Here is a 19,771-nt window from a genome sequence, read left to right as displayed (position 1 = left end):
CCTCCCTTCGTCACTCACTCGGGATTTTCTTCTTCGTCCGCTTTTGGGGAATCATTCTTTACACCGGCTTGCTCACCGTCCGCATTCCGTTCCTCCTCGAGCAGCTTGCGGCGCAGCACCTTGCCCGCGATCGTCTTGGGCAGGCTCTCCCTGAACACATAAATACGCGGCACCTTGTAGGCGGCCAGCCGCTCTCTGCACCAGGATTCAAGCTCAGCCGCGCTCAGCGACGAGCCTTTCCGCCGCACCGCATACGCCTTGACCGTCTCCCCCCGGTACGGATCGGGCACGCCGAGCGCGACCGCCTCCTCGATATCCGGATGCTCGAACAGCACCTCCTCGATCTCGCGCGGGAATATGTTGTAGCCGCCCGCGATGATAACATCCTTGATGCGATCCATAATGTAAAAGAAACCGTCCTCGTCCATACGCGCCATGTCGCCGGTGCGCAGCCACCCGTCCTGGAGCGCCCGCGCCGTCTCATCCGGCCGCCGCCAGTAGCCCGTCATCACCTGCGGCCCGCGAATGGCCAGCTCGCCGATCGCGCCGACCGGCAGCGTCTCGCCCGTCTCCGGATGCACAATCTTTGCGATCGTGTCCGGAAAGGGCAAGCCGATCGAGCCTTTTTTGCGATATTCCCACAGATTATTCGCATGCGTCACCGGAGACGCCTCCGTCAGCCCGTAGCCTTCGATGAGCCGGCCGCCCGTGATCGCCTCGAATCGCTCCTGCACCTCCTGCGGCAGCGGGGCCGCGCCGCTGATGCACACTTGAATGGAAGACAAGTCGTAATCGCGCACGCGCGGATGGTTGATAAGGGCGATGTACATCGTCGGCGCGCCGGGGAATATGGTAGGCCGCTGCTTGTCGATGATGCCGAGGATGTCCGCCGCCTCGAATCGGGGCACCAGAATCAGCTCGCCGCCCAGCATGATCGCCTGATTCATGAGGACGGTCAAGCCGAACACGTGGAAAAAGGGAAGCGCGGCCAAGTATCGTTCCTCTCCCGCCTTGCTTTTGTAAAACCACAGACTCGTCTGGATCGTATTGGCGACCAGATTGTAGTGGGTCAGCATGACGCCCTTGGCGACGCCCGTCGTGCCGCCGGTATACTGCAGCAGCGCCAGATCCCGCTCCGCATCGACCTCGGCCATGACCGGGTCCGCCGGGGAGCCGTGCAGCAGACTGACGAAGCGGTGCACGCGCTCGCCGTACGCCACCTCGCGGTCGAGTCCGTCCTTCTTCGCCTTGATCGGGTACAGCCAGTTTTTCGGAAAGGGCAAATAATCCTTGATCGACGTCACGAGCAGCTGCAGCCCGGGCAGCTCGCCCGCGGCGCTCATCGCTCTGCGGAACAGCAGGTCGAGCGTCACGAGCAGGACGGCGCCCGCATCCTCCAGCTGATGCGACAGCTCGCGCCGCACGTACAGCGGGTTGGTCATGACGACGATGCCGCCCGCCAGCAGCGTGCCGAAGTAGGCGATGACGAGCTGCGGGCAGTTGGGCAGCATGATCGCCACGCGATCGCCTTTTCGGACGCCCAGCCTCGAGAGACCGTGCGCGAACCGGTAGGACGACGCCAGCAGCTCCGCGTAGGACACTTTGCGGCCCATGAAGCTGAGCGCCGTCCGGTCCGGATAGCGGGCGGCCGACTCCACGAGGAAGGCGGCCAGATTGTGCTTCGGATAAGGGTAGGTCCTGGGCACTTCGCTCGGATAATGCATATGCCACGGCGCTTGAGCCAACCCCATCACCTCTTCGCGCATAATCGAACGAACCCTAACCTAGCAAATGTAGCCCTCCGCGCGGATGACGCCCGCCGCGATCTGCCGCTTGAGCTGTACCGTGTTCACGGGACTGCGGCGGGTCAGCTTCTTCAGCACCGACAGCTGCGTACGGAGCGCATCGCCCTCCTCGACGGCTGCCAGCGCCTCCTTGGCGAGCGCCTCGATCCGGCCGAACGCCTCGTGGACGAACACGCGCGTCATGGCGATCTTGAGCGCCGACTTGTCTTCGCCCTGCGCCTCGATCTGCTTTTTAGCGCGCAGGAGCGCGCTCTCCTTCGCATAGAGCAGGATCATCATATCCGCGAGCGCAGCGAGCGTCTCCTGCTCCTGCTCGAGCCTGGGACCAAGCTTCCGGACGGCGGTCCCGCCCGTCATCAGAAATATTTTTTTGGCCATCGCGATCAGATGCGTCTCTTCTGCGAGCGTACCCTCGAACGTCTGCCCCGGCATGAGCCCGAGCAGCTCGGACTCGAGCGCCTGCGCCTTCTGCAGCAGCGGCAGCTCGCCCTTGAGCGCGCGCTTGACCAGCGTCCCTGGAATGAGCAGACGATTGATCTCGTTGGTGCCCTCGAAAATGCGGTTAATGCGCGAATCGCGGTAGATTCGCTCGATCTTGTACTCCCGGATAAAGCCGTAGCCGCCGTGAATCTGGACGCCCTCGTCGGCGATGAAGTCGAGCGCCTCCGAGCCGAGCACCTTGTTGATCGAGCATTCGATGGCATACTCGGCGATCGCCTTCGCCGACTGGACGCCCGCCTCCGGCGAATCGTGATCGATGGCGGACAGCCCGGCATCCATCAGACCTGCCGTACGATAGATGACGCTCTCCAGCGCATAGGCTTGAATGTTCATCTCGGCCAGCTTGCTGCCGACGAGCGGAAAGGCGGAGATCGGCTTGCCGAACTGCACGCGCGCATTGGCGTACTGGGCGCTGAGCTCGATCGCCTCCTTGGCGCCGCCCAGGCAGCCGACGGCCAGCTTGTAGCGGCCGATGTTGAGGATGTTGAAGGCGATCAGATGCCCTTTGCCGACCTCCCACAGCAGATTGCCGGCCGGCACCTTCACGTCCTCCAGAACAAGCGGGCGCGTGGAGCTGCCTTTGATGCCCATCTTGTGCTCCTCGGGTCCTACGCTCACGCCCGCCATCGTCCGCTCGACGATAAACGTGCTGAAGTGCAGGCCGTCGACCTTGGCGTACACGATAAAAATATCCGCGAAGCCGGCGTTGGTAATGAACTGCTTCGTGCCGCTGAGCACGTAGTGGCTGCCGTCGTCCGACAGCCGCGCCGTCGTCCTGGCGCCGAGCGCGTCCGAGCCGGAAGCCGGCTCGGTCAGGCAATAAGCCGCGATGCGCCGCCCGCTCGCCAGATCGGGCAAGTATACGCGCTTCTGCGCAGGCGAGCCGAAGTAGACGATCGGCAGCGTGCCGATGCCGACATGCGCGCCGACGGACAGCGCGAAGGAGGAGGCGCGCGACAGCCGCTCGCTGATGAGCGCGGAGCTGACCTTGTCGAGTCCGAGTCCCCCGTATGCCTCGGGCACATCCGCGCCGAGCAGTCCAAGCTCGCCCGCCTGGCGCATGAGCTTCACGGTCAAGTCGTAGTCCAGCAGCTCCAGCCGCTCGTCGACGGGCAGCACCTCGCGCTCGACGAACGCCGCCGTCGTCTCGGCGATCATGCGCTGCTCTTCGCTCAGATCCTCGGCCGTCGCGATTCCGCTTGCCTCCGCATCCTCGATGACGAAGCTGCCGCCGGCCGCCTTGTTAATTCGTTTATCGGTCATACTCGGACTGCCTCCTGTCTGGCCTGAATTCGGCGATGGATCGTGGCGGCGCTATGCCGGATACACCTCCAGCACGCCCGCCGCGCCCATGCCGCCGCCGATGCACATCGAGACGACGCCGCGGCCGCCCCCGCGCCTGCGCAGCTCATGAATGAGACTCACCGTGAGCTTCGTCCCCGTACAGCCGAGCGGATGGCCGAGCGCGATCGCGCCGCCGTTGACGTTCACCTTGCGCTCGTCGAGCGCAAGCGCGCGGACGATATGCACACACTGCGAGGCGAACGCCTCGTTGATCTCGTACAGGTCGATATCCGCCAGCGACAAGCCCGCCATCCGCAGCGCTCTCGGAATCGCTTCGACAGGGCCGACGCCCATGATGTCGGGATCGACGCCTGCGAGGGCGTACGACTTGAACGCGGCGAGCGGCGCCAGGCCGAGCGCATCCGCCCGCTCCCGGCTCATGACGAGCACGGCAGCGGCACCGTCACTCATCTGCGAGGCATTGCCCGCCGTGACCGTGCCGCCCGTCTTGAAAGCGGGCTTCAGCTTCGCGAGTCCCTCGACCGTCGTATCGGGGCGGACGCCCTCGTCCGCATCCAGCACGAGCTGCCGCTCTCTTGGCCTGCCGTCCTCTCCGTCGCCCCAGCGCGAAGTCGCCACCGGCACGATCTCCTCCCGGAGTACGCCCGACGACAGCGCCCGCGCCGCCTTGGCGTGGCTGTCCGCGGCGAAGCGATCCTGATCCTCGCGGGAGATGCCGAACCGCTCGGCGACATTCTCCGCCGTGTGACCCATCGCGATATAAATATCGGGACGCTCGTCGACAATAACCGGATGCGGAGACGGCTTGAAGCCGGCCATCGGCACATGGCTCATGCTCTCCACGCCGCCCGCGACGATGATGTCCGCGCCGCCGGACATGATTCGCTCGGCCGCAAAGGCGATCGACTGCAGCCCCGAGGCGCAAAACCGGTTGACCGTCAGCGCAGGCACCGCGGACGGATATCCCGCGTACAGCGCCATGATGCGCGCGAAGTTCAGCCCCTGCTCGCCCTCCGGCATCGCGCAGCCGACGATGATATCCTCGACGTCCGCCTTGGCGACGCCCGGCGCGCGCGCGATGACGGCTTCGAGCACGGCACGGCCCAGATCCTCGGCGCGCGTATCGGCGAAGCTCCCCTTGCGGGCGCGCCCGACCGGGGTGCGGACGGCCGATACGATGACTGTCTCTCTCATGCTCATGCGTGATCGTCCTCCTCGCTCGTTAATTGCGCAGCGCCTTGCCGACGGCCAGCATATGCTGCATCCGCCGCTGCGTCTTCGGCTCGCCGCACAGGCTGAGGAACGCCTCGCGCTCCAGGTCGAGCATATGCTGCTCCGTCACCCAAGTGCCTGCCGGCACGTCCCCGCCCGCCAGCACATGCGCGAGCTTGCCGGCGATGAGCAGGTCATGGTCGCTGATCTGCCCGCTCTGCCGCATGCCGAGCGCGCCGAGCTTCAGCACCGCCTTGCCGTCCCTGCCGACGACCCGAATGCGCTGCGGCAGCGGCGGCTCGATGCCCGCGCTGGCGAGCCGGAGCGCGGACTGCTTCGCCTCGAAGACGAGCCGGTCCTGGCTGAGCACGACGCGGTCGCGCTCCCGCAAAAAACCGAGCCGCTTCGCATCGTGGGCGCTCGCAGACACCTTGGCCGTGCCGATGTTCAGGAACAGCCGGTTGATATGCGGCTGCAGATCGATATCCGGCTCGGGGTTCGCCTGGCTGATCCGCAGCGTCAGCTCCTTGCAGCCGCCCCCCGCCGGGATCAGGCCGACGCCGGTCTCGACCAGGCCGAAGTACGTCTCCGCGAACATGACGACCTCGTCCGCGGGCAGGCACGCCTCGACCCCGCCGCCGAGCGTCATCCGGTGCGGCGCCGCCACGACCGGCTTTTCGAAGCGCTTCAGCTTCGTCATCGTATCCTGGAACAGACGGATGATGCCGTCGATCTCATCCCAGCCTTCGTCCTGCGCCTCCATCAGCAGCAGCAGGAGATTGGCGCCGACGCAGAAGTTGCGCCCTTCGTTCGCGATGACGAGCGCGTCGTAGTTGGCCCGCACCTCCTCCACGCTCTGCTCGATCATCGTCAGGATGTCGCCGCCGATCGCATTGCTGCGCGAGTGGAATTCCAGCGCCGCCACGCCGTCGCCGATGTCGATCAGGCTCGCGCCTGCATTGCCGCGCACGACCTTGCCCTGCGCCTTCAGCGCGCGCAGCGAGATCGTCTCCGGCGGTTGCTCCGCATCGCGGTACTCGCCCCGGCAGGCATACGCGGCCCGGCCCCCCTCCTGCCTGTAGAACGACGTATGGCCGGCCGCGATCCAGGCCTTCACCCAGGCTGGCAGCGTCGCGCCCTCCGCCTCCATCCGCGCCGCCGACGGGACGAGCCCGATCGCGTCCCACAGCTCGAACGGGCCGAGCTCCCAGCTGAAGCCCCATTTCATCGCCTTGTCGATATCCGCGATCGAGTCCGCGATCTCCTCCGCCTTGTCGGCCGTGTAGAGCAGCGTCTGCTTGAGGATGCGCCAAGCGAGCGCCGCATAGCGGTCGCCGCCGCCGAGCAGCGCCTTCGTCTTCTCCTTCGCGCCCTTGGCCGCCTTGGCCGCTTCAAGCGACGCTCCCGAAGGGCTGGCAGACGGCGCGAAGTACGTCATCGCGGCCGGATCGAGCGACAGAATCTCGCTGCCGCCGGCGCTCTTCTTCTTTTTGTAGAAGCCCGCGCCGGCCTTCTCCCCGGTCCAGCCTCTGGCCGCCAGCTCCTCCAGCAGCCGGGGCGGCTCGAAAACCGCTTTTTCCGCAGGATCGTCCGTCTTGTCGCGCACATTGCATGCCACGTGCAGGAACGTATCGATGCCGACCAGATCGAGCGTGCGCAGCGTCGCGCTCTTGGGCCGGCCCATGGCGGGGCCGGTGACGGCATCGATCTCGGAGACGGAGAAGCCACCCGCCTCCATCTCCTGCAGCGTGACGAGCAGCCCGTACGTGCCGATCCGGTTGGCGATGAAGTTCGGCGTATCCTTGGCGACGACGACGCCCTTGCCGAGCACGCGCTCCGCGAACAGCGCCATCCGCCGTACGACCTGCGGATCGGTATCCGGTCCCGGCACGAGCTCCAGCAGCTTCATATAGCGCGGCGGATTGAAAAAGTGCGTGCCGAGGAAGTGACGCCTGAACGCTTCGCCGCGCCCTGCGGCCATCTCGCGGATCGAGATGCCCGACGTATTGGAGCTGACGACGACGCCGGGACGCCAGTGGCGCTCGATCCGCTCCAGCAGGCCGCGCTTGACGTCCAGCCGCTCGACGATCGCCTCGACGACCCAATCGACATCCTTGATCCGATGCAGATCGTCCTCGATGTTGCCGGGCTCGATCCGGCTGGCGAAGGCATCGTCGTAGAGCAGCGCCGGATTGCTCGCGGACAGCCGCGCGATCGCGGCCCGGGCCAGCCTGCTGCGGACCGCCGCGGCGGCGAGCGTCAGTCCGGCGGCTTCCTCTTCGGCCGTGAGCGCGGACGGGACGACATCGAGCAGGAGGCAGCGGATGCCCGCGTTCGCCAGATGCGCCGCGATGGCCGCGCCCATGACGCCCGAGCCGATGACGGCGGCTTTGGTGATGGTTGATGTCATACGACAGCTTCCTCCTTTTGGCCGAATACGGCCAGCTCCAATATTTCCGCGATATCGAGCGTCCGCACGCGATCTTCCGTGTCCTTGAGCTTCGTCCCGTCGCCCAGCATCGTCAGGCAGTACGGGCAGGCGCTGCCGATCATCGTCGGATTCGTCCGCAGCGCCTGTTCGGTGCGGGCGAGGTTGACGCGTTTGCCGGCCTTCTCCTCCATCCACATCATGCCGCCGCCCGCTCCGCAGCACATCGCGTTTTCGCGCGATCTTTCCATTTCGACGAGCTCGACGCCCTTGATCGCCCGCAGGATGCGCCGCGGCTGGTCGTATACGCCGTTGTAGCGCCCGAGATAGCAGGAATCGTGGTACACGATCCGTTCGTCTAGGACGTGGTTTGGTACGAGGCGGCCGTCCTTCACCAGCTCTTCGAGCAGCTCCGTATGATGCAGCACCTCCACCCCCTCGAGCCCGAAGTCGGGATATTCGTTTTTGAAGGTGTTGTACGTATGGGGGCATGCCGTGACGATGCGGCGGACGCCGTATTTGCGGAACATCCCGATATTGCCCGCGCACAGCTGCTGGAACAGCAGCTCGTTGCCCATGCGGCGGGCGGCGTCGCCCGAGTTCATCTCTTCGTTGCCGACAATCGCGAAGCTGACGCCGGCCTCGTGGAGCAGGCGGACGAAGGCGCGGGACACTTTGCGGCTGCGGTTGTCGTAGGCGCCCATCGATCCGACGAAAAACAGGTATTCGAAACCGGGATTATCCTTGACCGTCGGCACCGGGATGCCGTCCACGTCGGCTGTCCAGCGGGCGCGGTCGGCTCGGCTCATCCCCCACGGATTGCCCTGCCGCTCGATATTTTGCAGCGCCCGCTGTCCGTCGTGAGGCATGCTGCCCTCCATCAGCACGAGATGACGGCGGAGATCGACGATCTTGTCGACATGCTCGTTGCCGACGGGACACTGGTCCTCGCAGTTGCGGCAGGTCGTACAGGCCCAGATCTCCTCCTCCGTGATGACGTCGCCGATCAGCGCGAGATCGAGCGCGTCGCGGTCCTGGGCCGCCGTCCAGCCCGCCTGCTGCCAGACTTGGGTCGGACGAATGTCCGTCGTACCGCCTTCCCGCGCCTCTTGGTCCCAACGGGGGCTGTGCGACGCCGTCGGTCCGGACATGCTGTGAGCGCTTACATTCGGGAACGCAAAGGCCGGTGTCCAAGGCGGCTTGCCCGTGAGCGCGGCCCCCTTCTCCGTGAGATGATCGCGCAGCTTGGTGATGAGATGCATCGGCGACAGCGCCTTGCCGGTATTCGAGGCGGGGCATACGTTCGTGCAGCGCCCGCACTCCACGCAAGCATAGAAGTCGAGCATCTGCTGCCGCTTGAAGTCCTCGATCCTCCCGACGCCGAACGACTCGGCCGCCTCGTCCTCCAGATCGAGCTTGGCGAGCTTGCCGACCGGCTCCGTCCGGCCGAGCAGCAGGTTCAGCGGCGCCGTCAGCAGATGGAAATGCTTGGACTGCGGAATGTAGACGAGGAACGACAGCAGGATGAGCAGATGCGCCCACCAGAAGACGAAAAAGAACGCCTGGGCCGCAGTCGGAGACAGGTCGGATGCAAGCGCCGCGATGACCGAGGATACAGGCGCGTAGGCGGAAGCCGCTTCGCCCGTCCATACGCGGTGCAGGCCGAGCGACAGCAGCGCGGTCAGCATGAGCGACCCGATCAGGACGAGCACGACGGCCGGCTTCCAGCCTCCTTTCAGTCTCGCCAGCTTCTCCCCGTACCTGCGGTAGGCCGCATAGCCGGCCGCCAGCACGATGAGCGCCGCCGTCGTCTCCTGCGTGAGCCCGAAGAAGCGGCGGCCCGGCAGCGGCAGCTTCTCCCCTCCGGACAGCCCCGTATAGATCAGATCCAGCGCGCCGAACTGTACGATGATGAAGCCGTAAAAAAAGATCAGGTGCATGATGCCGCTGCGAGGATCTTTGAGCAGCTTGGCGTGTCCGAGCGCCTGGCCCAGCAGCTGGCCGATCCGGGCGCGCCATCGGAGCGGACGATCCGGCGGTCTGCCGAGCCTGACGTACAGGTAGCGATGATAGACGGCCTTGCCAAAAAAAGATATCGCACAGCCGACGGCCAGCAGGAACAAGGCGTATTGCAGCAGCCAGGACGCCCACATATGCGCTCCATCCTTTCCTCCGTTGCATCGTAAGCCGCCGCAACGAATAAATTTGTAATGAGCCTGGGCGCAGCCTTGCACGCGTTTGCGGGCGACATGTTCTATTTATATTTCAAAGGCCGGGCGGATATCCTCGTTACCTCGCCGCTTCGTAGTGAAAACGACGCGCAGGCCTATCCATGTGAGAGAGGAGCAGGTCCGATGAACATCGCAGTGCTGCTGAAGCAAACGTTCGATACCGAGGAAAAAATCGTTCTGAACGGAGACGGAAACGGCGTGTCCGAGGAGGGCGTAAAGTTTGTCATCAATCCGTACGACGAATATGCGGTCGAGGAGGCGATCCGGCTGAAGGAGGTGGGGGGGCGGCCGGGTGACCGTGCTGTCGGTCGGCCCGCAGAGAGCACTGGAGGCGCTCCGCACCGCGCTCGCCATGGGCGCCGACGAGGCTGTCTTGATCGGGGACGAGCGGATTCCGCAGGACGAGTACGCCGTCGCCGCCGTCATCGCGGCTTATCTGAAGGGGCAAGCGTATGACCTGGTACTCGGCGGGAGCTTCTCCGTGGATACCGGCGGCGGCCAGGTGGCGGTCCGCGTGGCGGAGGCGCTCGGCATCCCGCATGTCGCCTCAATCACGAAGCTGGACGTGAACGGCGGCGGCGGCTCGGCTACGGTCGAGAGAGACGCCGAGGGCGAACTGGAGCGGATCGAAGTGTCGCTGCCTGCGCTGTTCACCGCCCAGCAGGGGCTGAACGAGCCGCGCTACCCGTCGCTGCCGGGCATCATGCGAGCGAAGAAGAAGCCGCTCGCACAGCTGACGCTGGACGATCTGAACATCGAAGACGGCCGGCTCGAAGCGCGGACCGAGCGGATCTCGCTGTCGCTGCCGCAGCCGCGGGAGGCAGGGCTTGTGTTGAAGGGAAGTCCGGCGGAGCAGGCCGCCGCGCTGGCGGCTATACTGCGCGGCGTGTCGGGCTTGCGCTGATCCAGCCGATTCGAAGGAGGAGGAAAACCGGATGAGCAGGACGTACATCGTTATTGCGGAGCACCGCGACGGCAAGCTGAGACAGGTCGCCCTGGAGGCGCTCCGGGCGGCCGCTGACAGCGCCTGCGAAGGGGACACGCTGCAAGCCGTCCTCATCGGCGGCCCGGACGACGGACTGGACGGCCTGGCGGCCGAGCTGGCCGCCTATCCGCTGGCCAAGGTGCATGTGCTGGCAGGCGAAGCGCTCGATCGCTACAATCCCGAAGCCTATGTGCAGGCGCTCGCCCCGCTGCTCGAAACGCTGCAGCCGGACGGCCTGTTCCTCGGCCATACGGCGATCGGGCGCGATCTCGCGCCGGCGCTGGCCGCGCGCATGGGGGCCGGGCAGCTGTCCGACGTGACCGCCATCGAGCGCGAGGGCGACCGGGTCGTGTATGTGCGGCCGATCTATGCGGGCAAGGCGTTCGAGCGCAAAGCTTTCCGCTCGTATCCGTGGGTCGTGACCGTGCGGCCGAACAACATACCGGCAGCGGCGCCAAGCGCGGGCGGCGCGGCCGCCGAGATCGTCAGGCATGCCGCTGAGCCGGCCGGGATGCTGCGGACGGTCGTCCGCGACGTCGTCCGCAAAGCTACCGGCAGCATCGACCTGACGGAGGCCAGGATCGTCGTCTCCGGCGGTCGGGGGGTCAAGAGCGCCGAGGGCTTCGGGCCGCTCGAGGAGCTGGCCGCGCTGCTCGGCGGCGCCGTCGGCGCGTCGCGCGGCGCCTGCGATGCCGGCTACTGCGGCTACGACAGGCAGATCGGCCAGACGGGCAAGGTCGTCACGCCCGAGCTGTATATCGCCTGCGGCATCAGCGGCGCGATCCAGCATGTGGCCGGCATGAGCGGCTCGCGGATCATCGTCGCGATCAACAAGGACCCGGAGGCCCCGATCTTCCAGCTGGCCGACTACGGCATCGTCGGCGACCTGTTCGAGATCGTGCCGCTGCTGACGGCGGAATTCCGGCGGGCGCTCGCTTAAACAGCATGAACGCCGCTCCCGCGCAGAGGGCGGAGCGGCGTTCAATGTACAGACAGCTTGCTTTTCATTTCGCAGCGGACACTAGCCGCCTACGCCCGTCGCGGCCTTCATCCCCGCGCCCGACCCGGTGCGCATCAGCCACAGCTCCAGGCCGAGCGTCTTGTCGATGCGGCCCGTCTTCATCTCGTAGTCCAGCTCGGCCAGACCGCCGAGCAAGGCGGTCAGCCGCTCGATGGTGAACGCCCGCGCCTGCTCCGCCGTCACCTTGACGCCGTACGGATGCATGCCGAGCTGCCCCGCCATCTGCTGCGGCGAATAGCCCTGCTTGCCCAGCTCCTTGACGTAGAGCATGCTGCGGAACTGCCTGACGAGCAGCGCCGTCAGCTTGATCGGCTCCTCGCGCCTTCTGAGCAGATCATGATACAGCGCGATCGCCTTGTCGGTGCGGAGCGCGGCGATCTCCTCCGTCAGCTTGAACACGCTCTGCTCCACGCCCGCCGGCACCAGCTCCGCCACGGCAGCGGCCGTCACCGTGCCGCCCTCGCCCGCATGCAGGCACAGCTTGTCCGTCTCCGCGGACAGCGCGCCCATCTCCGTGCCTGCGCGCCGGATCAGCTCCTCGGCGGCCGCCCGTTCGAGCGTACGGCCCTGCTTGGCCGCCCGGCCCGCGATCCATTGCAGCAGCTCGTCCGGCCCGAGCGGCGCGAAGCTCACGACGATGCCGTCCTGCTTGGCGGCTTTGGACGTCTTCTTGCGCTCGTCGAGCTTGTCCAGCGGCACCATGAACACGAGCACCGTCGTCTCGAACGGCCTGCGCATATATTCGAGCAGCCGCTCGGTCCGGTGCTCGACCTTGGCCGATTCCTTGGCCGAGCCGAACACGACGCTGTCCCGGACGAGGATCAGCTTGCTCGGCACGAGGAACGGCATCGTCTCCGCTTCCTCGAGGATGACGTCGAGCGAATGCTCCGCCGTATCGAAGCGCACGATCGCCATGTCTCTGTGCTCGGGCTCCGCCACGGCCGCGGCGAGCCGCTCGGCGAAGTCGTTCATCCGGTAGCTCTCCGTGCCGAAGCATATGTAGACGGGACGCACCTGTCCCTCGCGTATTTCGCGGAAAACTTGTTTGGCTTCCAATCCGACCACCTCGCTCCCCATTATACAGCAAAGAGACCGCGCCCGTTAATGGCAAGCGCGATCTCTTTGTCCTTGGAATCTATGTCAACGTTCGACGGGCAGGCCCATGGTACCTGCGCGAACGATCGTGACCGCGCCTCCAGGGGGCGCTCGGTGACTGATAACACAATATACGCAGGAGACGCACGATTGGTGACAGCCGCTCAGCGCGTATATTCCCGATTGTCCGCGGCGCTCCACCGCAAGTCGGTCGACTTGCCCGAAGCGTCCGTCCACGTATAATACAGGTCCTGTCCGTTCTGTCCCCAGGTTACGTCCGAGATCGAGCCTTCGCGGCTCCCGCTCTCGAACACCGTCTTCGTTCCGTCGGTCTGTACGATGCGGATGCCGCCGTCCACCGCCAACGCAGTCAGCGAGCCGTCCGGAGACGGCCAGGAAGATTCGGCCAACGAGCTGGAGAGGGTCATATCGGGCACGCCGGTAATCGTCGTCCCTTCGGTGACGACCGGACCGTCCGCCGACGGATCGTTCGTCGCCGCCGGATCCGGATTTGCGGCGACGGCAGGCGGCGCGAATCCCTGATGGCCCTGGCTGCTGCCGCTGCTGCTGCCGCCCTCGGCGCTATTCGTGGCGGCGCTCGGCGAAGGTGCCTCGCCTGCGGCTGATGTCGACTTCGTAAACTTGGTTACCGGCGCCTGCAGGTCGAGCCTCTCAGATGCGCTGTCGTTCGCGGACGGCTTGCTGCCGGCGCCGCCGCCGTTCGAGCCGCCCGAAGCCTTGGCTGTCGGCGCATCCTTGGCAGCGCCCTGCCCTGCTTCGGCGCCCGCAACATCCGATATTTCCATGCGCATAGCTTGATCCGTAGTCGCGCGCTGCCCGCTTGCGGCGCCGGACGATGCCTCTGCGCCGGCCGGCGCGGATTGGTTCATCGTCTCCGCCATCGACGCGGACTTGTCCTGATCCGACTTCGGCAACGAGAACGGCTGGGCGATGATCAATACGGCTGCGACGACGCCTGCCGCGACGACGGCCCCCAAGCGGCGGTACCCCGTCCTGCGTTCGCCGCTGCGGCGAGCCCGCGGCTCGTACGGCGACTCGGAGGCCGCCGCTTCGGCCGAGCCCGGCGCAGGCTCCGGCACAATGCGATCGAGCTGCGGCAAGATCGCGTCTACCAGGCTGTAGCGGGGTGCGACATGCGGCAGTTGGGTGAGCTCTTCGGAGAGCCGGGTCAGCTTCTCCTTGAATGCCGCGCATTCCGGGTATTTCAACAAGTAAGCTTGCAGACGCGAGGTCTCTTCTTCATTCAGATCGCCGTCGATCGAACGCTGCACAAGCTCCATCCCCTCCTCGCGATTCATCCCCGGACACCCCCTTTCCGATATTCATGAAGTAATGTCTGTAGTTGCTGCCGGGCGCGGAATAAGTATGACTTGACCGTATTCAGGGGCAAGTTAAGCGAATCGGCGATCTCGTTGTAGGAGAAATCCTGCAAATAGCGGAGCACGACGACGGTGCGATGATGCTCCGGAAGCTTGCCGATCGCTTCGCGAATATCCTCGGAAGCATAGCCGCTCATCACTTCGGCCTCAACATCCTCATGGGCTTGAAATACCATCTCATGTTCGTCGATCGAAACGGAAGGACGTTTGCGACGAAACTTGTCTATGCAAATATTGGTGACGATACGCTGCACCCAGGTGCGGAACTGCGCCTTCTCCTCGTAGGTGTTGATCTTCGTATACACGCGGATCAAAGCTTCCTGCGCGGCGTCCATCGCGTCCTGCTCATGGTTCAGCAAGTAGTAGGCCGTACGGTAAACCTGGTGTTCGATATCGCGAAGCAATGTGACGAGCGCTTCCCGATCGCCGGCCTGCGCAGCTTTGATCAATTCCGGCTCCACCACGGGAGATCCTCCTTCTCTCGCATCACCTCTGACGCAGCCGTGCGCCAAAAGGTTGCAAAAAACGCAAGGTATAATATAGAAAATAAAAGAGCCCCGCACTACGGGCCAGTCTCCGAAACAGACCGGATTCTTGGCGGGGAAAACATCGTCGGTTGGAGATCGGTCGGCGGATATCCGACAGCGCGCTTCATACTTTGAAGTTATACTCCGCTCTCCGATAAAAAGTTGTGGGGGATGTGCAAGCACACCCCGTCCAGTCTATCACAAGCGATCCCTTTTGTCCTTATTCCCTTCTCGTGCGCCGTGACATGCGGCCGTCCGGGCGGATGCGATATTCGATCTCCCCTTGCATGTCGGTGCGGGCGAGCTTCGCGCCCGACTCGGCAATGCGCGCCACGACGCCGGCATTCGGATGGCCGTACATATTGTTTTTGCCGACCGACACGACGACCTCGGCAGGGTGCCACCACGCGAGCCAGGGCACGGTCGTGGACGTCTTGCTCCCATGATGTCCGGCCTTGAGCACATCGACGGCCTGGGGCTGTCCGCCCCGGTCGCGCAGCGCCGCCAGCACCGCCGATTCGCCCGCTGCCTCCAGATCGCCGGACAGCATGAACAGGCGGCCGTACAGCTTCAATCGCAGCACGATGCTGATGTCGTTCTGTTCGTCAACGACCGGGATGCGCTCCCCGCCGCCTGCGGCCATCGGATACAACGCTTCGATCGAGACCGACCGGTCCGGCTCCCAGCTCATCCCGGCTTGAATCGCATAGAACGGGATGCCCGCTTGCTGCGCTTCATCAAATAGACGAATGACAGTCTGATCGGGTTTGATCGTGCCGTTAAAAAAGATGCGGCCGACCTGCAGCTCGCGAACGACGGCAAGCGCGCCCCCGATATGATCCGCGTCCAGATGCGTGAGCACGAGTGCGTCGAGGCGGCGAATTCCCCTTTGCTTCAGCAGCGGTACGAGCGTTTTGCGACCGACCTCGTAGGGGTCCTTGCGCTGGCGCCACTTGTCCTTCTCCTTCGCCTTCGCCGAGCCGAACTCGACGGTCCCTCCCGCATCGACGAGCAGGCGCTTGCCCCCTCCGGTCCGAATCAGGATGCTGTCGCCTTGGCCTACGTCGAGAAAAGATACGGAGGCGGTCCGGCCGTGTCGAACCTGCGGCGCCTCCGAGAGCAGCATGCCGGCCCAGGCGAACGCGAGGAAAATGACGGCAGGCCGGCGAAGCAAGCGGCGGCGGCGCTGCGGGGAGCGCTCCGGGGAACCCGGTCTCCCGAGGCGGCCGGAGACCGGATGCGCGGCGCGATCGCCCGCGCCGAGCGGGCCGGTCAGCGCGCCGTCGGATGGCGGCGAATGCGCATAGGCGGGCACGAGCGACGCCCTGCGCGCCGGATCGAACGGATCCGCCGCGGCGCGCTGCAGCGCAGCGGCCTGCGCCAGCGCGGCTTGCTCTGCGCCGGCGCGCATGACCCGGCCGGCATAGGTTAGCGTCGCCAGCAGCAGCGCATAAAAGCCGAGCACCCACAGCAATGACGGCTGCTGCCACACGGTGGCGAGCGCCTTGAACCGGCCGAGCCGGTCCGTCGCCACATCGGTCGCGACATTGCAGAGCGCGGCCAGCTTGGCCGGCACAGCCCCGAGCGGCAGCCAGACGGCCCCGAGCGCGAGCGCGGCCATGCCGAGCGGCAGGACGACGAAGCTGATAAAGGGCACGAGGACAAGGTTCGCAAGCAGGGACAGCAGGTGAAGCTGATGAAAGTAATAAGCGGTGACGGGAAAGGAAAAGAGCTGGGCGGTCAGCGCGACGGAGAGCGACGAACGGAGCACGGTGGAGCGGATGCGGCGGGACAGCAGCTCCGTCATGACCGGCACATACAGAAGCAGCCCCGCCGTCACGATAAAGGACAGCTGGAAGCTGACGTCCTCCACGACATTCGGCCGCCATATGACCATGATGAGCGCGGCGGCGGACAGCAGGTGCAGCCCGTCCTTCAGCCTGCCTTGCCTGGCGAGCCACAGCGCGATCATCGACATGAGGCAGGCGCGGACGGCGGACGGTGAAGCGCCCGTCAGCAGCATATACACTGGCATGGCCGCCGCCGCGAACGCGCAGGAGCGCTCCCGGGTCCAGCGCAGCGCCCTGCCCAGGAGCAGCAGCAGGTAGACGACGACGGCCACATGCAAACCCGAGATCGCCAGCACATGCGTCAAGCCGAGCCGCGAGAAGTCGTCATACTGCCCGGGATCGATGTCGTCCGTGATTCCCGCCACCAATCCTTTCATATATCCGCTGTCCTTCGCGCCGTACAGCCGGTCCGACAAGCGGCCGATCGCGGCGCGCGTATCGTCGAACCATCGCAATACCCGCGTCGGCGGCGGCGCGGCTTCGCCCAGGAGACGCACCGCGGCGGCTCCCTTGGCAGCCACCGTCCAATGAATGTTCTGCCCGCGCAAATACCGCCGGTAGTCGAAGCCGCCGAAGTTGCCGGCATCGGCAGGCAGCCGCAGCTCGCCGCCGATCTCGACGGCCGAACCCCGCTTCCACCGCCTAGCCTCCTCCAGCTCTTCCTCGGCGCCCAGCCGGATGCGAACGAGCAGCTTTTCGTCCGGATGCCGGGTCTCCCCTGTGTCTGCGGCGGCGATTGTCCGCGCGCGCAGCGGGAATGTCACTGTGTCGCCGTCGATCGCGGCCGGCTCCAGCAGCCTGCCGGATACCTGCACGATCCGTCCGTCCGGCGCGTCGAACGCAGCCGTTATGACGGACTCGCCGTTCGCGTCGGACCACAGCCGCAGGCCCGCGGACAGCAGCAGGGCGATCAGACATAGCCCTCCCGTACTGATCCGGATGCGCCGCAGCAGGACAAATGCCGCCAGCGCCATCATCAGTCCGATGTAAATGAGGAGCGCTGCACAGCCTTGGCGAACGGACAAAATCCCGCTGCCTGCGATCCAGAATCCGGCGACAGCTACAAGCGGCCTGCGGTCCATGGGACACGCCCCTCTCCATGAATGTTCAACACAAAAAGAACCCTTGCTTATTCGGCAGGGTTCTTCCCTTGTCTCGGCACAGGAGCCGTATATTAGATATCGCCGTTCGGCCGGTCACTCCGCCGGTCCAATCTCATCGTCCGGTCAGTCGGCATCCTTCACTTCGGTGTCCTGGGGCGGCACATAGCCCGGAATCGTTCGAAACGTGATGGTCCGCTCCGCCATCAGCGCGGATACTTTGTCGTAGTCCTTGGGGTAAACGCGATGGTAGACAATCTCCACGATGCCGCTGTTGGCGAGCATGTTGGCGCAGGTCCAGCACGGCTGATCGGTGACGTAGACGGTCGAGCCTTCCCGGTCCGTCCGGTCGGTGAACAGCAGCAGATTCTGCTCCGCATGAATCGTGCGGATGCAGCGCTCCTTGCGGATCATATCGGACGCGGGTCCTTCGGGCGCCGGCACATATTCCTCCACGATCATGCAGCCGGCCTCCGAACAGTCCGGCACGCCCATAGGCGCGCCGTTGTAAGCTGTGCCCAGCAGCTTCTTGCCTTGTACGAGCACGGCGCCGACATGTCTCCTCGGGCACCGCGAACGCGTGGATGCCATGAAGGCAATATCCATAAAGTATGTATCCCAGTCTTTGCGAACCGCAACCGTCATGTTGCTCCAGCCTCCTAATGTATGCGTTCGGTTGAATGCGGACGGCTATGCTTCTTCAGCCTGCCGTCACCAGCGGCCGGAGCTTGTCCAGCAGCTTGTCTCCGATTCCCTTGACGCGCTTCAGCTCCTCCGCCGAGCCGAAGCGTCCGTGCGCCTCCCGGTACGCGATGATGGCGGCCGCCTTGGCCGCGCCGATACCCGGCAGCTCATCCAGCTCCGCCGCGGTAGCCGTATTGATATCAAGCAGGCCCGAGGCCGCCTGGACGCCCGGCGCCGCCGCGGACGATGGGGCGGCCGCCGCGCTCGGCGCCTGCGCTTGTCCGGCCGCTGCCGCCGGCGGGACCGGAGGCGGCGAATCCGCCTTGGGCGCCGCTTCATCCGATGCCGCCGGATTGGCGGAGCCGGCCGGCGCCTTGTCAGCGCCGGCCGCTGCGGGCACCGTCACGGACACGCCTGCTTCGGCTGCCGCCGGCGCGGCCACCGCGGCGACCGCAGCCGCGAGCGGCTGGTTGACCGGCTGCCAGCCCGGCACCTCTCCGTCCGCCGGCTTCATCCATCCCCATGCCAGCAGGACGGCTGCCGCCGCGCCCGCCAGCACGGCTGCGCGGCTTCGCATACCGCCGCCGGCCATTCCTGTTCTCATGTTCGCTTCGCCTCCCGACGCTCCGGTTTACATCCTGTTCCATTTATATTGCAGCCGCGCAATAAATCGAGTCATGTCGGCCAAACCCTCCGACATACAATGAAAAGCAGTTATGAAAAATGCCCATTGCGGGAGGAGGATCTCAGATGAAGATCGGCTTCATCGGCGCAGGAAGCATGGGCGGTCTGCTGGCGGGAGCATTGCTGCGCGCCCGGGCTTTTGAGCCGGCGGATGTCACGATCGCGACCCGCACCTCCTCCAAGGCGGAACGTCTGGCGCGGCAATTCCCCGGTCTGCGGATCGGCTCGACGAACCTGGCAGCCGTCCAGGACGCGGACCTTATCTTCCTCTGCGTAAAGCCCCTTGACTATAGACAGGTCATCGGGGAGATCCGGAGCGCGCTCCGGCCCGACCAACTGCTGATCTCGATCACGAGTCCGGTCACGCTTGAGCAGCTCGAACGGCTCTTGCCCTGCAAGGTCGTCAAGATCATCCCAAGCATCGTCAACGGCGCGGCCAGCGGGGCTTCGCTGTTCATGTACGGCTCCCGCCTGGAGCCGGCGGACAAAAGGCAGCTGGTCTCCCTGTTCGGAAAAATCAGCGAGCCGATCGAGATACCCGAAAGCAGCGTCCGCGCCGCTTCGGATCTGTCAAGCTGCGGGCCTGCCTTCATGGCATACCTGCTGGAGCAATTCGTCGACGCGACCGTCGAGTATGCAGGCATGGCCCCGGACATCGCGGCCAGGCTCGGCGCCGAGATGCTGCTGGGCACGGCGCGGCTGCTCGAGCAGGGCTGCACGATGCGTGAGCTGCAGGAGCGCGTATGCGTGCCCGGCGGCATCACGGCGGTCGCGATCGAGGAGCTGCGCGACTCGACCCGGGACGCCTTCCGCAGAGTGCTCAGAAAGACGCACGACAAATTCGCGGAGGATTTGGCAAAGGTCGAAGCTTCGCTGTCCGAGCAGTCTTTCTGGACCGAGTAGCGCCCGATGACGTCCATTCTGCCGATCGGCGACAACGAAG

Annotated in this window: 13 protein-coding genes and 1 pseudogene; 3 read left to right on the top strand and 11 right to left on the bottom strand. The window is 65.3% G+C overall.

What is annotated here, in order from left to right; all coding sequences use genetic code 11:
• Nucleotides 1–14: 14 nt before the first annotated feature.
• The 5 genes from VQ071_RS03740 to VQ071_RS03720 are packed head-to-tail and all read right to left on the bottom strand — an operon-like array spanning nucleotide 15 to nucleotide 9,404.
• Nucleotides 15–1,751 (bottom strand): long-chain-fatty-acid--CoA ligase, encoded by a 1,737-nt coding sequence (locus tag VQ071_RS03740; protein WP_340512913.1) that lies wholly within the window; start codon nucleotides 1,749–1,751, stop codon nucleotides 15–17.
• A 33-nt stretch (nucleotides 1,752–1,784) separates the two neighbouring features.
• The gene (locus VQ071_RS03735) at nucleotides 1,785–3,569 is read right to left on the bottom strand and encodes an acyl-CoA dehydrogenase family protein (RefSeq protein ID WP_340512516.1); all 1,785 of its coding nucleotides are present in this window, start codon (nucleotides 3,567–3,569) and stop codon (nucleotides 1,785–1,787) included.
• Between the two features lie 51 nt (nucleotides 3,570–3,620).
• Nucleotides 3,621–4,805: an acetyl-CoA C-acyltransferase gene (locus VQ071_RS03730; protein WP_340512912.1), complete on the bottom strand. Its 1,185-nt coding sequence runs from the start codon at nucleotides 4,803–4,805 to the stop codon at nucleotides 3,621–3,623.
• A gap of 28 nt (nucleotides 4,806–4,833) precedes the next feature.
• Entirely contained in the window at nucleotides 4,834–7,233 is a 2,400-nt protein-coding gene (locus VQ071_RS03725; protein WP_340512515.1) for a 3-hydroxyacyl-CoA dehydrogenase/enoyl-CoA hydratase family protein, read from the bottom strand.
• Nucleotides 7,230–9,404, bottom strand: coding sequence for a (Fe-S)-binding protein (locus VQ071_RS03720; RefSeq protein ID WP_340512514.1), 2,175 nt, complete (start codon nucleotides 9,402–9,404; stop codon nucleotides 7,230–7,232). The genes VQ071_RS03725 and VQ071_RS03720 overlap by 4 nt, the downstream gene beginning before the upstream one ends.
• A gap of 201 nt (nucleotides 9,405–9,605) precedes the next feature.
• On the opposite strand from VQ071_RS03720, the pseudogene VQ071_RS03715 reads away from it, so the two are divergent.
• Nucleotides 9,606–10,386: pseudogene (locus VQ071_RS03715) on the top strand (electron transfer flavoprotein subunit beta/FixA family protein).
• A 31-nt stretch (nucleotides 10,387–10,417) separates the two neighbouring features.
• Nucleotides 10,418–11,407, top strand: a complete 990-nt coding sequence (locus VQ071_RS03710; protein WP_340512513.1) for an electron transfer flavoprotein subunit alpha/FixB family protein — start codon at nucleotides 10,418–10,420, stop codon at nucleotides 11,405–11,407.
• A gap of 81 nt (nucleotides 11,408–11,488) precedes the next feature.
• Here the strand turns inward: VQ071_RS03710 and holA are convergent, their stop codons facing one another.
• The 6 genes from holA to VQ071_RS03680 form a co-directional block, all read right to left on the bottom strand.
• The gene (gene holA, locus VQ071_RS03705; protein ID WP_340512512.1) at nucleotides 11,489–12,544 is read right to left on the bottom strand and encodes a DNA polymerase III subunit delta; all 1,056 of its coding nucleotides are present in this window, start codon (nucleotides 12,542–12,544) and stop codon (nucleotides 11,489–11,491) included.
• 203 nt (nucleotides 12,545–12,747) lie between these two features.
• A complete protein-coding gene (locus VQ071_RS03700; protein ID WP_340512511.1) occupies nucleotides 12,748–13,902 on the bottom strand; it encodes an anti-sigma factor family protein in 1,155 nt (384 codons plus the stop codon).
• Nucleotides 13,899–14,447: an RNA polymerase sigma factor gene (locus VQ071_RS03695; protein WP_340512510.1), complete on the bottom strand. Its 549-nt coding sequence runs from the start codon at nucleotides 14,445–14,447 to the stop codon at nucleotides 13,899–13,901. The genes VQ071_RS03700 and VQ071_RS03695 overlap by 4 nt, the downstream gene beginning before the upstream one ends.
• 283 nt (nucleotides 14,448–14,730) lie before the next feature.
• Nucleotides 14,731–17,442: a ComEC/Rec2 family competence protein gene (locus VQ071_RS03690; protein ID WP_340512509.1), complete on the bottom strand. Its 2,712-nt coding sequence runs from the start codon at nucleotides 17,440–17,442 to the stop codon at nucleotides 14,731–14,733.
• Between the two features lie 144 nt (nucleotides 17,443–17,586).
• A complete protein-coding gene (locus tag VQ071_RS03685) occupies nucleotides 17,587–18,105 on the bottom strand; it encodes a deoxycytidylate deaminase (RefSeq protein WP_340512508.1) in 519 nt (172 codons plus the stop codon).
• A gap of 55 nt (nucleotides 18,106–18,160) precedes the next feature.
• Nucleotides 18,161–18,748 (bottom strand): ComEA family DNA-binding protein, encoded by a 588-nt coding sequence (locus tag VQ071_RS03680; RefSeq protein WP_340512507.1) that lies wholly within the window; start codon nucleotides 18,746–18,748, stop codon nucleotides 18,161–18,163.
• A 146-nt stretch (nucleotides 18,749–18,894) separates the two neighbouring features.
• Between VQ071_RS03680 and comER the strand changes: the two genes are divergently transcribed.
• Nucleotides 18,895–19,731, top strand: a complete 837-nt coding sequence (comER, locus tag VQ071_RS03675; protein ID WP_340512506.1) for a late competence protein ComER — start codon at nucleotides 18,895–18,897, stop codon at nucleotides 19,729–19,731.
• The last annotated feature ends 40 nt before the right edge of the window (nucleotides 19,732–19,771 follow it).

The sequence above is a fragment of the Cohnella sp. 56 genome, assembly GCF_037963805.1.
Classification (GTDB): domain Bacteria; phylum Bacillota; class Bacilli; order Paenibacillales; family Paenibacillaceae; genus Cohnella.
This window is presented reverse-complemented; position numbering and strand designations above follow the sequence as displayed.

Excerpts from the sequence above, each read along its gene's own strand:
- VQ071_RS03740 (WP_340512913.1), bottom strand. The coding sequence starts at position 1,751 with ATGGGGTTGGCTCAAGCGCCGTGGCATATGCATTATCCGAGCGAAGTG.
- VQ071_RS03735 (WP_340512516.1), bottom strand. The coding sequence starts at position 3,569 with ATGACCGATAAACGAATTAACAAGGCGGCCGGCGGCAGCTTCGTCATC.
- VQ071_RS03730 (WP_340512912.1), bottom strand. The coding sequence starts at position 4,805 with ATGAGAGAGACAGTCATCGTATCGGCCGTCCGCACCCCGGTCGGGCGC.
- VQ071_RS03725 (WP_340512515.1), bottom strand. The coding sequence starts at position 7,233 with ATGACATCAACCATCACCAAAGCCGCCGTCATCGGCTCGGGCGTCATG.
- VQ071_RS03720 (WP_340512514.1), bottom strand. The coding sequence starts at position 9,404 with ATGTGGGCGTCCTGGCTGCTGCAATACGCCTTGTTCCTGCTGGCCGTC.
- VQ071_RS03710 (WP_340512513.1), top strand. The coding sequence starts at position 10,418 with ATGAGCAGGACGTACATCGTTATTGCGGAGCACCGCGACGGCAAGCTG.
- VQ071_RS03700 (WP_340512511.1), bottom strand. The coding sequence starts at position 13,902 with ATGAATCGCGAGGAGGGGATGGAGCTTGTGCAGCGTTCGATCGACGGC.
- VQ071_RS03690 (WP_340512509.1), bottom strand. The coding sequence starts at position 17,442 with ATGGACCGCAGGCCGCTTGTAGCTGTCGCCGGATTCTGGATCGCAGGC.
- VQ071_RS03685 (WP_340512508.1), bottom strand. The coding sequence starts at position 18,105 with ATGACGGTTGCGGTTCGCAAAGACTGGGATACATACTTTATGGATATT.
- VQ071_RS03680 (WP_340512507.1), bottom strand. The coding sequence starts at position 18,748 with ATGAGAACAGGAATGGCCGGCGGCGGTATGCGAAGCCGCGCAGCCGTG.
- comER (WP_340512506.1), top strand. The coding sequence starts at position 18,895 with ATGAAGATCGGCTTCATCGGCGCAGGAAGCATGGGCGGTCTGCTGGCG.